General features: G+C 75.9%; 8 protein-coding genes and 5 pseudogenes. 1 reads left to right on the plus strand and 12 read right to left on the minus strand.

The features are described 5' to 3' along the window. The first annotated feature begins 59 nt into the window (after nt 1-59). Complete coding sequence (locus tag BM536_RS06605) at nt 60-656, plus strand: TetR/AcrR family transcriptional regulator (protein ID WP_073496990.1); 597 nt, start codon at nt 60-62, stop codon at nt 654-656. A 16-nt stretch (nt 657-672) separates the two neighbouring features. Here BM536_RS06605 and BM536_RS06610 read toward each other — a convergent pair whose 3' ends face one another. The 12 genes and pseudogenes from BM536_RS06610 to BM536_RS06665 all read right to left on the minus strand — a co-directional run bounded on the left by BM536_RS06610 (nt 673) and on the right by BM536_RS06665 (nt 13,242). Further along, nucleotides 673-1,908, minus strand: a complete 1,236-nt coding sequence (locus BM536_RS06610) for an ANTAR domain-containing protein (protein WP_143650819.1) — start codon at nt 1,906-1,908, stop codon at nt 673-675. A gap of 133 nt (nt 1,909-2,041) precedes the next feature. After that, nucleotides 2,042-2,950 (minus strand): annotated as a pseudogene (locus tag BM536_RS06615) (glycosyltransferase family 2 protein). Continuing rightward, nucleotides 2,947-3,853 (minus strand): annotated as a pseudogene (locus BM536_RS06620) (glycosyltransferase family 2 protein). The pseudogenes BM536_RS06615 and BM536_RS06620 overlap by 4 nt, the downstream one beginning before the upstream one ends. Beyond that, nucleotides 3,831-4,820, minus strand: a complete 990-nt coding sequence (locus BM536_RS06625; protein WP_094102658.1) for a glycosyltransferase family 9 protein — start codon at nt 4,818-4,820, stop codon at nt 3,831-3,833. The pseudogene BM536_RS06620 and the gene BM536_RS06625 overlap by 23 nt, the downstream one beginning before the upstream one ends. Continuing rightward, entirely contained in the window at nt 4,817-6,235 is a 1,419-nt protein-coding gene (rfaE2, locus tag BM536_RS06630; RefSeq protein ID WP_094102659.1) for a D-glycero-beta-D-manno-heptose 1-phosphate adenylyltransferase, read from the minus strand. The genes BM536_RS06625 and rfaE2 overlap by 4 nt, the downstream gene beginning before the upstream one ends. Then, nucleotides 6,232-6,873, minus strand: a complete 642-nt coding sequence (locus BM536_RS06635) for a D-sedoheptulose-7-phosphate isomerase (RefSeq protein WP_094102660.1) — start codon at nt 6,871-6,873, stop codon at nt 6,232-6,234. The genes rfaE2 and BM536_RS06635 overlap by 4 nt, the downstream gene beginning before the upstream one ends. Continuing rightward, nucleotides 6,870-8,104 (minus strand): annotated as a pseudogene (locus tag BM536_RS06640) (glycosyltransferase). The gene BM536_RS06635 and the pseudogene BM536_RS06640 overlap by 4 nt, the downstream one beginning before the upstream one ends. After that, a complete protein-coding gene (locus BM536_RS06645) occupies nt 8,101-9,063 on the minus strand; it encodes a glycosyltransferase (RefSeq protein WP_094102661.1) in 963 nt (320 codons plus the stop codon). The pseudogene BM536_RS06640 and the gene BM536_RS06645 overlap by 4 nt, the downstream one beginning before the upstream one ends. Next, the gene (locus tag BM536_RS06650) at nt 9,060-10,067 is read right to left on the minus strand and encodes a glycosyltransferase family 9 protein (protein ID WP_094102662.1); all 1,008 of its coding nucleotides are present in this window, start codon (nt 10,065-10,067) and stop codon (nt 9,060-9,062) included. The genes BM536_RS06645 and BM536_RS06650 overlap by 4 nt, the downstream gene beginning before the upstream one ends. Continuing rightward, nucleotides 10,064-10,621 carry a D-glycero-alpha-D-manno-heptose-1,7-bisphosphate 7-phosphatase gene (locus tag BM536_RS06655; RefSeq protein ID WP_211362836.1) on the minus strand — a complete coding sequence of 186 codons (558 nt, stop codon included), beginning with the start codon at nt 10,619-10,621 and terminating at the stop codon, nt 10,064-10,066. Before BM536_RS06655 ends, BM536_RS06650 begins: the two co-directional genes overlap by 4 nt. Further along, nucleotides 10,618-11,589: pseudogene (locus tag BM536_RS06660) on the minus strand (glycosyltransferase family 2 protein). Before BM536_RS06660 ends, BM536_RS06655 begins: the two are co-directional and overlap by 4 nt. Before the next feature lie 19 nt (nt 11,590-11,608). Beyond that, a pseudogene (locus BM536_RS06665) lies at nt 11,609-13,242 on the minus strand (carbamoyltransferase family protein). Nucleotides 13,243-13,253: the final 11 nt, after the last annotated feature.

The raw sequence follows: 13,253 nt of genomic DNA on the forward strand, positions 1-13,253 counted from the left end.
TCCCACCGGCCCGCCCGCCCCACCGCGGGCGGGCCGCCACGAGCACGAAGGACACGCACATGGCACGGATGCCGTCGGCACAACGGCGCCGGCAGCTGACGGAGGCGGCGATCCGGGCGATGACCCGCGACGGCGTCGCCGGGACGACGACCCGGTCCATCGCCACCGAGGCGGGTGTGTCCCTGAGCGTCTTCCACTACTGCTTCGACTCCAAGCAGGCCCTTGTCGAGTCCGTCATCACGACGATCACCGACCACTCCGTGACCGTCGTCCGGGAGGCCCTGCGCCCGCGGGCGACGCTGGAGGACACCGTCCGGGCCGGCTTCCAGGCGTACTGGGACCACGTCCGCGCCCAGCCCGACGAACACATGCTCACCTACGAACTGACCCAGTACGCGCTGCGCCGGCCCGGGTTCGAGCATCTCGCGCGACGCCAGTACGAGCTGTACGCCGACACCTACGCCGATCTCATCGAGCACCTGCGCGCGAGCATGGGCTTCCGGCTGCGGGTGCCCGTCCCCGTCCTGGCCCGCTATCTGGCCGCCATGACCGACGGCCTGACCCTCAACTACCTGGTGCTCGGCGACGCGACCGTCTGGACCGACATCCTCGACACGGTCACCGCCCACATCGCGGGCCTGGTGGAACCCACCTGACGACATGTCACCCGGTTCACGGGCGGGCCCTGCGGTGGAGGTGGTCGAGGGCGTCGGCCACGACGCTGCGCCGGTACCACTCGTGCCAGGTCGCCACATCACGGGCCAGCGTCTCCAGGGCCCGCTCCTGGGGGCCGGACAGCCACCGCCCCGCCGCCGGCCAGTGCGCGGAGACCACCCCGACACTGGTGCCCGCCTCGCCGATCAGTGGCGCGCAGTACAGGGAGCGCGTCCCCTCGGCCAGCAGCACCTCGCGCATCCGCGGACCGGCCAGGACCGGGTCGGTGGCCACGCTCTCCACCACCACCCGGCGCAGCGTCGAGTGGGCGACCGTGCACGGCGCCCGGACGTGCGACACCTCCGCGAACTCGTCGGCGAAGGCCTCGCCCAGGTTGCACCGTGCCTCCAGCACCAGGGTGTCCTGCGCCTCCTGCACACACAGCAGGTCCACGGAACGGGCCCCGGTCACCGCCAGCGCCTCCAGGGCCGCGGCGTCCAGCACCCGGCGCCGCTCCACGGGTGAGACGTCGGCGCGTCTGAGGAACGGCGCCGTGGGCACGGGCGGATGCTCCGACCAGGCGGGCGACCGGCCCGGCGGGGGAGTGGTCACCAGCGCCGAGGCGAGTACCCGGACCGGGACATTGCAGTGTTGGGAGGCGCCACTGAGCAGGTCGAAGGCGACGGCCGCCCCAGGCAGCCCGTACCGCTCCACGAGGATCCCCTGAGCCACACCGATCAGCGCGGAACTGCGCAGCTTGGCCCGCAGCCCGCGTACTTCGGCGTGCAGGTCGCCGACCGCCGGTGGGTGCGGAAGGTCGGCCCGGGCCGTCACCGGGCCCGAGTCGGGAGCGTCCCTGAGGCCCCGCAGGGCCGACTCCACGGTGGCGTGCGGCCTGATGCCCGGCAGCCCCGCCAGCCGCAGCGCCTCCCGCACATGCGGGCGCGGCTGCACGACCGGCAGGGGGCGGCCCGCCGCGGCCAGCCCCCGGGTGACCTGGTCGAGGGCGCGCACGGCGGCGGCGCTCGACAGATACATGTCCGTCATGTCGAGCACGGCGTGGGTCTCCGTGACCTCCGCGTGCGCCAGATGCGAGGCGAGCGCGTGGGAGAAGTCGTCGGCGTTGGAGGCGTCCAGGGTGCCGCGCACCCGCAGGAACGTCACCTGCCCCAGGCTCTCGCCGTCCAGCGGAGAGGCCTTCATCATCAGCGGGGCGGGCGGTTCGCCGGCCCGGCTGGGCTGATCGGACATCATGAGGAGAGGCGCCTCCCGGTACGGATGGATCACCAGCCGGCCGCGTCCTGACCGAAGACGTCCACCATGCCCAGCGCCGGCGACCGTATGCAACGACCCCCGGCCCCGTGTCCGCGCGGGCATGCCCGCACGCTCATCCGACGTACTGGCGTGCGGGCGACGAGCGCCGGGCGCGTTCCAGCAGGGCGATCCGCTGTTCGATCGCCGGCGGTACGGGCGACCGCTGCCTCAGCACCCAGGCCGGTCCGGCCGCCGCGTGCGCGAAGGCGCGGACCGAGGCCGCGTCCCGGGGGACCGTGAGCACCAGGTGGGCAGAACACCCAACGCCGACGGCAGCGGGCGGCGCAGCCAGGTGAACCACAGCGTGTTGCGCAGCCCCAGGATCCGGCGGGCCGTACTGTCCCGCGGCACCGAGGCCTGGTGATGGAGGGTCAGCTCCTCGACGTGACTCAGCCACCAGCCCTGCCGCAGCAGATCGGAGGCCAGGAGTTCCTCCTCGCCGCCGAGCCACAGGCCGGGATGGAAGCCGACCGCGGCGCGGAAGGCGTCGACGCGCAGGACGGTGGCCGCCGCCAGGAAGGAGCCGAGGCCCGGCCCCGGCAGGTCGCCCGGACCCGTCAGCGGTGATTCCCGGAGTTCCCTGACGACGGGGTCCTCGGTACCGTCCGGCTCCACGACGGGTCCGGGCGGTGACGGCGGCCGGCCGCCGTCCCGCGTCGAGCAGGTCCGCCGCGCGGCGCAGGCTGCCCGGCTCCCCCCAGGTGTCGTCATCGCGGAACGCCCCCTAAGGCGTGCGCATGTGACGCACCGCCAGGTCGCGGCCGACCGCGCCGAGATTCGTACCCGGCTCCGGCAGGAGGACCTCGGGGAAACCCCGGAGCACCGCTTCGGCCGTACCGTCGCCCGAGGCGTTGTCGGTGACGATCACCCGCTGCCGTTCGGGCAGTTCGCGCAGGCGGGCGAGGGTGCGCAGGAGTTCGTCCCGCCGGTCGTGGGTGATGACCACGACCGGCGTGCGGCCGTCCTCCGTGCGTTCGCTCATACCGGTCTCCGTCCGGCCGTGACGGGATCCGCCTGGTCCAGCAGCCGGGCCGCCCGCTCCACGCGCGTGGGCAGCGGGCGCGCCGGGCGAGTGCGGCGGGCAGCCGGACCGCGACCTCGCGCAGGGCACGGCGGGCGCCGGGAGCGCCGCTCACCGCGGAGGCCGCCAGCCGGGCACCCGCCCGCAGGGCCACCGGGAGCGGGCGGCGCAGCACCAGCGTCAGCACCTCGTTGCGCCGCACCTGATGGCTGCGCGCGTCCCGGCCGCCGGGCTCGGGAGCGTGCCGGGCCGTCAGCGAGGGCTCGTACGTGAGGCCCCAGCCGCCGGCCGCCAGGTCGTAGGCGAGCAGGGTCTCCTCACCTCCGAAGAAGAGCAGCGGGTGGTAGCCGCCCGCGTCGAGGAAGGCGGCACGGCGCACCACGCAGGCGCACGCCAGGAAGCCCAGCACAGGACGCCCCGACAGGTCGGGTTCGAACGGCAGGGGCGAGGCGGCGAGTACGGCGTTGATCGGGTCCTCGGCCCGGTCGGGACCGACCAGGGTGCGCGCGGCCACCAGGCCCAGCCGGGGATACCCGTCCAGGAGATCCGCCGCGCGGCGCAGGCTGCCCGGCTCCCACCAGGAGTCGTCGTCGCTGAACGCCACGTACGGGGTGGCGGCCTCGCGGACCGCGAGATTGCGGCCCACGGCACCGGTGTTGGCCCCGGGCCTGATGAGGCGGACGACCGTCGGGTGTGCGCGCACCACCTCGCGGGTCGCGTCGTCGGAGCCGTTGTCGACGACGACGACGGGCGGGCGTTCCGGCAGCGCGGTCAGCGCGTCGAGCGTGCGCAGCAGGCTGTCCGGCCGTCGCGGGTGATCACCGCGACCGTGATCCGGCCGTCACGGGCGGCCTGAGGCGACACGCGGCTCCGCTCCCCTCTCCGAAGCGGTGCGGCCGTGCCGCACCAGTGATCGCGCGGCGGCGGCGGCCTCGTCGGCCGCGATGCCCAGCAGCCGGGGGTCGGGCACGTCGCCGTGCGGGTCACCCGGTGGACCCGGCTTCCACAGGGCGAGATGACGCGGCGAACGCGGCGGGCCCCACAGCCGCGGTGCCACCGGCCCGAAGAGCGTCACGGACGGCGTCGCGTGCGCCACGGCGAGATGCGCCAGCCCGGTGTCACCACTGACGAGGAGCGTGGCTCCCGCGACGAGCGCCGACAGCTCGCCGAACGGCAGTCCGCCGCGCAGCGCGTCCCGCTCGGGCAGCCCCGCACGCCCGGCGACGTCCAGGACCAGCGCGTCCTCCCCGGGACCGCCGGTGACGACGACCCGGTGGCCGTCCTCGCGCAGCGCCCGTGCCACGGTGGCGTAGCGCCCGGCGGGCCAGCGACGGGCCGCCGACTCCGCTCCGGGGTGTACGACGACGGCCCCCGGCGCGGGCGATTCCACGGTCGGCGGCGGCAGCCGTACGTCGGCGGGGTCGGCCGGGATGCCGTAGTGGGCCAGGAAGCGGCACCACCGGTCGCGCTCGTGCTCGTCCGGCCGCCACCGCGGCGGGGGCGGGTCGGGCTGGGCGAAGGCGAGCAGCCGGCCCGGGGAGAGGGCGGCGAGGGCGTCCCGGCTCTCCGGGCCCTTGCCGTGCAGGTCGATCGCGACCTGCGGCGGCGGTCCCGTCCAGTGCGTCAGCGTCGGCACGCCCCGCCCCGGCGCCTGCGCCGGGAGGACCGTGTCCACCGCGCCGCCGGACAGCGCGGCCTCGCGCAGCGCCGACGGCAGCGCCAGCACCACCTCGTGCCCGGGGAAGGCCCGGCGGACACCGCGCAGCGCGGGCACCCCGGCGAGCAGGTCGCCCAGGCCCAGCGCGCGCAGCACCAGAACCCGAGGGGTCACCGGTGCCCCCGTCCGGGCGCCAGCCCCGCGGGGCGCGGGGACAGCGCCGCCCTTTCGGCGATGCCGGTCGTGGAGCGGCCGTCCAGATAGGGGAAGAGGACGACCTGCCCGCCCCAGCTCTCCACCAGGGGGGCCTCCGGCAGCCGCTCCAGGGCGTAGTCGCCGCCCTTGGCCCAGATGTGCGGGCGCAGTTCGGCGAGCAGCCGCTCCGGGGTGTCCTCGTCGAACACGGCGACCGCGTCCACGCACTCCAGCGCGCGCAGGACCCTGATCCGGTCCGCGACCGGCACCAGCGGCCGCCCGCCGCCCTTGCGGCGCCGCACGGAGGCGTCCGAGTTCACGCACACCACCAGGCAGTCCCCGGTACGGCGGGCCGCCTGGAGCAGGGCGACATGGCCGGCGTGCAGCAGGTCGAAGCAGCCACCGGCGGCCACGACGGTGCCGCCCGCCGCCCGCACCCGGGCGGCCGTGCGCAGGGCGTCGTCCGTCGGCTCGGCGTCGACCGCCGGGGGCGCCGGTACCGGCGGCGCGGACACCGCACGGGCGCCGCCCTCGGCGACGTACCGGGTCGCGGCGTGCACGGCTCCGCGGACCGCGGACTCGGTGAGTTCGCCGTCCGCCAGCAGGCCGGCCGCGGTCGCCGCGAATCGGTCGCCAGCGCCGCAGGCGTCACCGTCGGCCGTCACCGGCGACGGCACCAGCAGCGGCGTGTCGCCGTGCGACAGGAGGGCGCCCCGCCCGCCCAGCGTCACGGCCACCGAGGCCGCCCGCCAGGCCCGGACGAGCGTGTCCGCGTCACGGGCGGCCGTCTGGAGGGCGCCCGCGCCCTCGGGCCGCTCGTCGCCCGCGAAGCCACGCGCCTCGCTCGCCGACGGCGTGACCAGCCGCACCCCCGGTACCGGCCGCTCCCCGCGCGGATGCGGGTCCCAGACGACGGGCACCCGGGCCGCCGCCGTCGCCAGTTCCTCGCGCAGCACCTCGGCGGTGCCGCGACCGTAGTCGGCGACGAGGACGGCGCCGGCCTCGGCGACCGCCCGGCGTGCCTCGTCGGTCGCCTCGCGGGCCCGGCCGTCCCCGTCGTCCAGCCGCAGCAGCGGTGTGCCCTCGGCGAGGACCCGGGTCTTGCTGGACAGGTCACCGGTCAGCGGCAGCCGCACCAGCCGCACGCGGCCGCCCAGCGCCCGTACCAGGCAGGCGCTGGACTCGTCGTCGCCGAGCGCGGTCACCAGGGTGACGGGCCTGCCGTCGGCCGCGGCGAGCCAGGCCGCGAGGGCCGCCCCGCCCGGCCGGGTGGTGCGCCGGGCCGCGCTGACCACCGGCACGGGCGCGTCCGGCGCCAGCCGCTCGGCCCGTCCGCACAGGTCGTGGTCGAGGAGCGCGTCGCCGACGACGAGCAAGGGAGCCGGGGCACTCATACGCCGTCCCTCCCCGCCGTATCCGCCCACCGGTCCACGCGCGGGCGCCGCCGCTCCACGGCCGGGCGCCGTTCCACGGTCCGGTCGAAGGACTCGCAGAGCATGTGTACGGCCACCAGGTGCAGCTCCTGCACCGTGGCGGACGTCGCCGCCTCCACGCACAGGGCCGTGTCCGCCGCCCCCTCCAGGGGGTTGGGTGCCGGGCCGGTCAGCGCCCAGACGGTCATGCCGAGACGGGCGGCCTCCTTGGCCGCGACGAGCAGGTTCTCGCTCGCGCCGCTGGTGGACAGCAGCATCAGCACGTCCGCGTCCCTGCCGTGGGCGGCGACCTGCCGGGCGAAGATCTCCTGCACGCCGTAGTCGTTGGCGATCGCCGTGGTGGAGGACGTGTCGGCGTGCAGGGCGAGCGCGGAGAACGGCGGGCGGTCGTCGCGGTAGCGGCCGACCAGTTCGGCGGTGAGGTGCTGGGCCTGGGCGGCGCTGCCGCCGTTGCCCGCGACCAGCAGCCGGGAACCCGACCCGAGCCGGTCGGCGAGGGTGGCGCCCCACCGATTGACCACGGGCGTGGCGTACTCGCGGAACCCTTCGAGGGCCTTCATCAGGTCGTCGCAGTGAGTGACGTCGGTGTCGATCTTCATCGGACGACTCCCGAGAGCGAGGGGACGGAGGAGACGGCGCCGTAGACCTGGGCCACGCCGTCGGCGACGCGGTCCCAGGTGTAGCGGGCGAGGACGCGGCGCCGGCCCGCGGCGCGTACCGGGCGAGCCGGTCCGGGTCGTCGAGGAGGCCGCGGATCGTCGCGCTGAGATCGTGGTCCTCGTCGGGCGGCACCAGTACGCCGGTGACGTCGTCGACGACCGTGTCGAGCTGGCCGCCGACGGCGGTGGCGACGACGGGCGCGCGGCAGGCCATGGCCTCGACGGGAACGATGCCGAACGGCTCGTAGCGGGGCAGCGACAGCACCAGGTCGGCGCTGGACATGAGCTGGGGCATCCGGTCGGGGCTCACCCCGCCGAGGAGCGTCACCCGGTCGTCCACCCCGCACTCCTCGGCGATCACCCGCAGCCGCTCCGCCTCGGGTTCCGCGCCGAGCAGGGCGGGCTCGGGTCCGCCGGCGATGAGGAGTTCGGCGTCGGGGACGCCGGCCAGGGCGCGGATCGCCCGGTCGAACCCCTTGCGCGGGACGAGCCGGCCCACGGAGAGCAGCCGGCGGGGCGCGGACGGGGACCGCCGGGCTCCGGCGACGGGCGCGAACCGCACCGGGTCGACCCCGCAGGGGACGACGGAGACACGGTCGCGCGGCAGCCCCATGGCGATCAGTTCCGCCACCTCGTCCTCGCAGGTGGCGATGATGCCGCGGCACTCCCGTCCCACCGCCGACTCGATCGCGAGGCGCTGCGGCGGGCTGGTGTCGGCGGTGCCCTGGTGACGCTTCTTCACGGTGCCGAGCGCGTGGTACGTCTGCACCACCGGCACCCCCAGGGCGCGCGCCCCGGCCACCGCGGCCATCCCGGACATCCAGAAGTGCGCGTGCACCACGTCGGGTCGCTCGGTGGCCCACTCCTGGGCCAGCCACGCGCCGAAGTCCGGTATGTACGGCAGGAGTTCGTCCTTGGGTATGGGGGCCGGAGGCCCGGCGGGCACATGAACCACCTTCACCCCGTCCGGTGTGGTGACCCGCTCCGGCAGCCGGGGGTCGTCGCGGCGCGTGTACACGACGACCTGGTGGCCCCGGCGGGCCAGCTGCCCGGCGAGCTGGGCCACGTACACGTTCTGTCCGCCCGCGTCCGGGCCGCCGAGCACGGCCAGGGGGCTGGCGTGCTCGGAGACCATGGCGACGCGGCCTGCGGTCGGGCGGCTGGGGCTCATCGGGTGACCTCCTTGATCAGGCGTTCCCAGTCGTCGCGGAAACGCCGTTCTCCGTAGCGGGCCGAAACCGCGGCCCGGCCGGCCTCCCCTGTCGCGCGGGCGTACGCGGGGTCCGCGGCGAGGCGGCGGACGGCGTCCTCCAGCACGTCGAAACGGTTGGAGACCACCCCCGCCCCCTCGGGCACGGCCTCGCGGACCTCGGTGGTGTCCAGTGCCACCACGGGCATCCCCAGGAACATGGCCTCCAGCAGGGACAGCCCGAGCGACGTCCAGCGGATCGGGTGCAGGTAGAGGCGGCAGCGGGCCATCGCCGGGTGCAGTTCGCCCTGCGGCAGGTCACGGCTGCGGCAGCGGTCGGGCAGCAGCCCGAGGTGCTCGGCGAGTCCCTCGGTGCGCATGCCGAAGACGTCCAGCGGCGCCCAGCGGGCGAACCGGGGCAGCAGATCCGTCCCGGTGGTACGGCCGCGCCGCACGGGCTCGTTGACGACGACCGCGGCGCGGACCTCCTCGCCGGTCCACAGCGGGCCCGGGTCGATGATGCCGTGCTCGATCACCGTCGTCGGCGCCCGGCCGTTGTCCCACATCAGCCGGTTGAAGTGGGTGACGTGCACGACCGGCACGTCGGTCCGGCCGGCGAGGGGGTGGCGGGTGTCGACGGCCGTCCCGTGCGGGCTGTTGTGCTCGACGTACACCGCCGGGACGTCGACACCGGGGCGGCGGCCGGTCCACGCGTGCGCCAGTTCCAGCTCGTGCGGACGTTGCAGCACCATCAGGTCGATGTCCGCCTCGCGCAGCTCCGCGGGCCCCGCCTCGCGGACCGTGGGCGGCCAGTCCCAGGTTCTGGCCCGGCCCAGCCCGTCCGGCCCGCGGTCCGGCGTCACCGGGACGAGGAAGGTGTACGGGCCCTGGACGAACGACGTCAGCCATGAGCCGTGCACATGCCAGACAAGAATGTTCATGCGTGCTCCTTGAGCAGTTTCCGCACGGCCTGCACCACGTCCTGGCCGGTGACCTCGTCCAGACAGGGATGCCCGGCCACCGGACAGTGCCGGGCCCTGCTGTCCGCGCACGGCGCCCGCTGGTCACCGAGCAGCACGCTCGGCACGCCGTACGGCCCCCAGCGCTTGGCCGGGACGACGGGCGCGAACAGGGACACGACCGGGGTGCCGACCGCCGCCGCCAGATGCGCGGGGCCGGTGTTGCCGCACACCACGACGTCGGCGGTGCGCAGCACACCCGCCAGGGTGCGCGGCTCGGTCCTGCCGCCGAGGTCCACCGCCGTCCCCCCGCTGACCCGCCGGGTCAGGTCCCGCTCGTCGGGCCCGCCGGTGACGATCACCCGGTGACCGGCGTCGGTGAGCAGTGCGACGGCCTCGGCGCAGCGGTCGGGACTCCAGGCGCGGGCGGGCGCGCTGGCACCGGGGTGCACGACGACGTACGGGCCGTTGCCGGTCAGGGCGACGGTGTCCGGCGGCGGCAGGACACGCAGCCGCCCGTCGTCGCCGGGCGGCGGGGGGAAGCCCAGCGCGGCGGCGGTGTCGAGCGCCGCCTCGGCCTCGTGCCGGCCGGGCAGCCGCCGGTGCCGTACGTCCAGGAGACTGCCCGGGTGGTCGACGCTGTCGGCGCCGATCCGGCCGATCCCCGCCAGCCGGAGCACCAGCGCGGTGGGCAGAGGGCTCTGGTGGAACGAGGTCAGGACGAGGGCGACGTCGAACGCCGCCTCGCGCAGCCGCCGCACCAGAGCGTCGACGTCCGCCTTCCGCACCGGGGGCGGGTCCACGCCCTCCCACGGCGCCGACCACACCAGGACGTCGTCGACACCGGGCAGCAAGCGGGCGGCCGGTTCGCCGCGCGGCCCGCACAGCATCGTCACGTGCGTGCCGCCGGCCGCGACCGCGCGGACGGCGGGCCCGGCGAGCAGGACGTCGCCGAAGCTGTCGAGCCGTACGACCAGTGCCTTCACCGCAGGCCTCCCTGGGTCTGCGCCAGCAGCCGGTTGACCGCCGTGAGCAGGTCGGGGGCGGTCGCGGGCGCCGCCTCGACCTCCTCGGGCAACGTCACCGCCGTCGGGATCAGCACGCCCCGGGCGCCCGCGGCACGGGCGGCCAGCACATCGGCCCCGATGTCACCGATCACCAGGCAGTCCCCGGGAGCGACGCCCAGCCGGCGGGCCGCCTCGATCACCAGACCGGGACGCGGCTTGCGGCAGCCGCAGCCGTCGTCGGGCACGTGCGGGCAGTACACCCAGGTGCCCAGACCGCCGAGCAGGGCGTCGACCCGGTCGTTGACCCGGCGGACGTCGGCGTCCGTGAGCAGTCCGCGGCCGATCCCCGACTGGTTGCTGACCACGCCCGTCGCAACGCCCTCGGCCCGCAGCAGGTCCAGGGCCCGCTTCGCGCCGGGCAGCAGGCGCACCCGCTCGGGGTCGCCGTTGTAGGGCACGTCCTCGACGAGGGTGCCGTCGCGGTCGAAGAGGACGGCGGCGACCGGCACGCGGTCGGCGGTACGGCGGCTCACCGACGGCCCCCCAACGGCAGCGCCCGCCGATGGCGTACCAGGCCGGCCAGCCAGTGGTGCACCGCCAGCGGCGGGATGAGGACGCTGGTGGCCGCCATGGTGGCGACCTCGTCGCGGGTCCGCGGGCCGGGCACGATCCGGGCCGCGGCGAACTCGGCCGTGCCCAGCAGCCACAGGGACCCGGCCGCGGCGGCCGCCCGCCGCCGGCGGCCAGCGCGCACAGGGACGCGGTGAGCGCGGCCGACGTCACCAGGACGTGCCGGGGGAGCCGCCCGCGGGGCGCCTCGGCGCGGCTCCACCAGTCGCGGCCGTGCAGCCGGTTCATCAGGACGTCGTCGGCGTTGCCGCGCTGGGCCCGGACCGACACCCAGCGGTCGGCAGGCCGCACCGGGTGCCGGGTCGTGCGCAGTCCGCGCCGCAGCGTCCAGCCGGCCTCCAGAACGCGCAGCGCCAGGTCGGCGTCCTCGCGGAACGCCCGGCGGAACCGCTCGTCGAAGCCGCCCACCGCGGCCAGCGCGGCCGTCCGGTAGGCCATGTCGGCGGTCGCCCAGGCCGCTCGTTCCAGCCCGGCCGTGCCGCGTTCCCAGTCGGTCGGCCTGCGGTCCTCGGGGAGCGGGACGGTCAGCCGTCCCTGGACGCCGCCCGTGTCCGGGCCGGCCGCGTCGAGGTCGTCGGCGAGGAGCCGGGACCACTTCGGCAGCACCCGCACGTCGTCGTCGAGGAACACCGTCCAGGGCGCGGCGACCGTGCGCCAGCCGGCGTTGCGGGCCGGCGGCCGGCCCCCGCCCGCCGCTGCGCAGGGTGCGCACCCGCCCGCGCAGCACGCCGGCCGCCTCCAGCGGCAGTTCCCCGGACGGCTCCGGGCGGTCGTCGACCACGACGACCTCCTCGGGCGGATGGTCCGCCGCCGCGGCCAGCGCCCGCAGACAGTCCGCGAGACACGGCCGCCCGATCGTCGGGATCACCACCGAGTAGGCGGCGCGCCCGTCATGCGAACACCTTCTTCCGGCGGACCGCGAACGGACCGAGGGCGAGCAGGTCCACCGGCGCGGACCCGAAGCACTCCAGGGCGTCGCGCGGATCGTCGACCATCGGCCGGCGGCCGTGTTCAGGCTCGTGTTGACCACCACCGGCAGCCCGGTGCGCCGCTCGAAAGCGTCGATCATCCGCGCCACCAGTGGCTCCGCCGCCGGGTCGACGGTCTGGATACGGGCGGTGCCGTCCACGTGGACCACGGCCGGGATCCGCTCCCGCCACTCGGCGGCCACCTTGTGCACGAACAGCATGTACGGGCTGGGCAGCGGCCCGTCGAACAGCTCCGGCGCCCGCTCCGCCAGCACCATCGGGGCCACCGGACGGAACTCCTCCCGCCCCTTCACCGCGTTCAGCCGCTCCAGGTTCTCCGCCCGCCCCGGATGCGCCAGCAGCGAACGATGGCCGAGCGCCCGAGGCCCGTACTCGCTGCGCCCCTGGAACCAGGCCACGACACCGTCCCGCGCCAGCTCCTCGGCGACGGCCTCCGCGATGTCGGCCGGCTCCTCGTACGGTACGGCCGCCCGCTCCAGCCAGTCGCGCAGCTCGGCGTCGCTCCAGCCGCGGCCCAGTGCGGCCGTCGGCATCGCCTCCACCGTCTCCTTCTGGTGGGCGACGTGCAGCGCGGCACCCAGCGCCGTCCCGGCGTCACCGGCCGCGGGCTGCACCCAGACCCGCTCGAACGGTCCCTCCCGGTACAGCCGGGTGTTGGCCACGCAGTTCAGCGCCACCCCGCCGGCGAGGGTCAGCACGTCCTCACCGGTGCGCTCGTGCAGCCACCGCACCAGGTCGAGGAGCACCTCCTCCAGACAGGCCTGCGCGCTGGCCGCGAGGTCGGCGTGGTCCTGCGTCCAGGGGGCGCCCGCGGCACGCGGCGGGACCAACGACCCCCACGGGACGGGACGGGCCCGGAAACCGCCCTCCCCGTCCGTGCCGACGTACTCGCGCAGCCGGTCGAGGAAGCGCGCGGTGCCGTACGAGGCGAGTGCCATGACCTTGAACTCGTCGCTGCTGCGCAGGAAGCCGAGGTGCTGGGTGAGGTCCTCGTAGAACAGGCCCATCGAGTCGGGCAGGGACTGCGAGCCCAGGACGGTGAGTTCACGGTTCGCGTAGCGGCCCGCGAGGTGGGAGCCGCACTCGCCGCGGCCGTCGAGCACGAGGACCGCGCAGTCGGGGTACGGGGACGCCTGCCCCGCCGAGGCGGCATGGGCGACGTGGTGGGGGACGAAGCGCACCTTGGCCGGGTCGAGGCCGGGCAGCGCCTCGGCCAGGAACTCGGGGGCGCGGCGCGCGTACTCCTGCCGCAGGTGGTCCCAGGGGTCGTCGAGGCCGAGCCGGTCCGCCGGGCGCGCGAGGTCGGGATCGTAGGAGTAGGCGACCGCGTCCAGCTCGGACGGGTCCAGCCCGGCCTGCTCCAGGCACCAGCGGGCGGACAGTTCGGGCAGCTCCCAGGCGGAGAAGGGGACGGGGCGTTTGCCGTGCTTGCGCCGGCTGAAACGCTCCTCCTCCGTGGCCGCCACGATCCTGCCGTCCATGACGAGCGCGGCGGCGGGATCGTGGAAGAGGGCGTTGATTCCCAGTACGCGCATGCGATGCCTCC

This window comes from Streptomyces phaeoluteigriseus (assembly GCF_001896135.2).
In the GTDB taxonomy this organism is placed as follows: Bacteria; Actinomycetota; Actinomycetes; order Streptomycetales; family Streptomycetaceae; genus Streptomyces; species Streptomyces phaeoluteigriseus.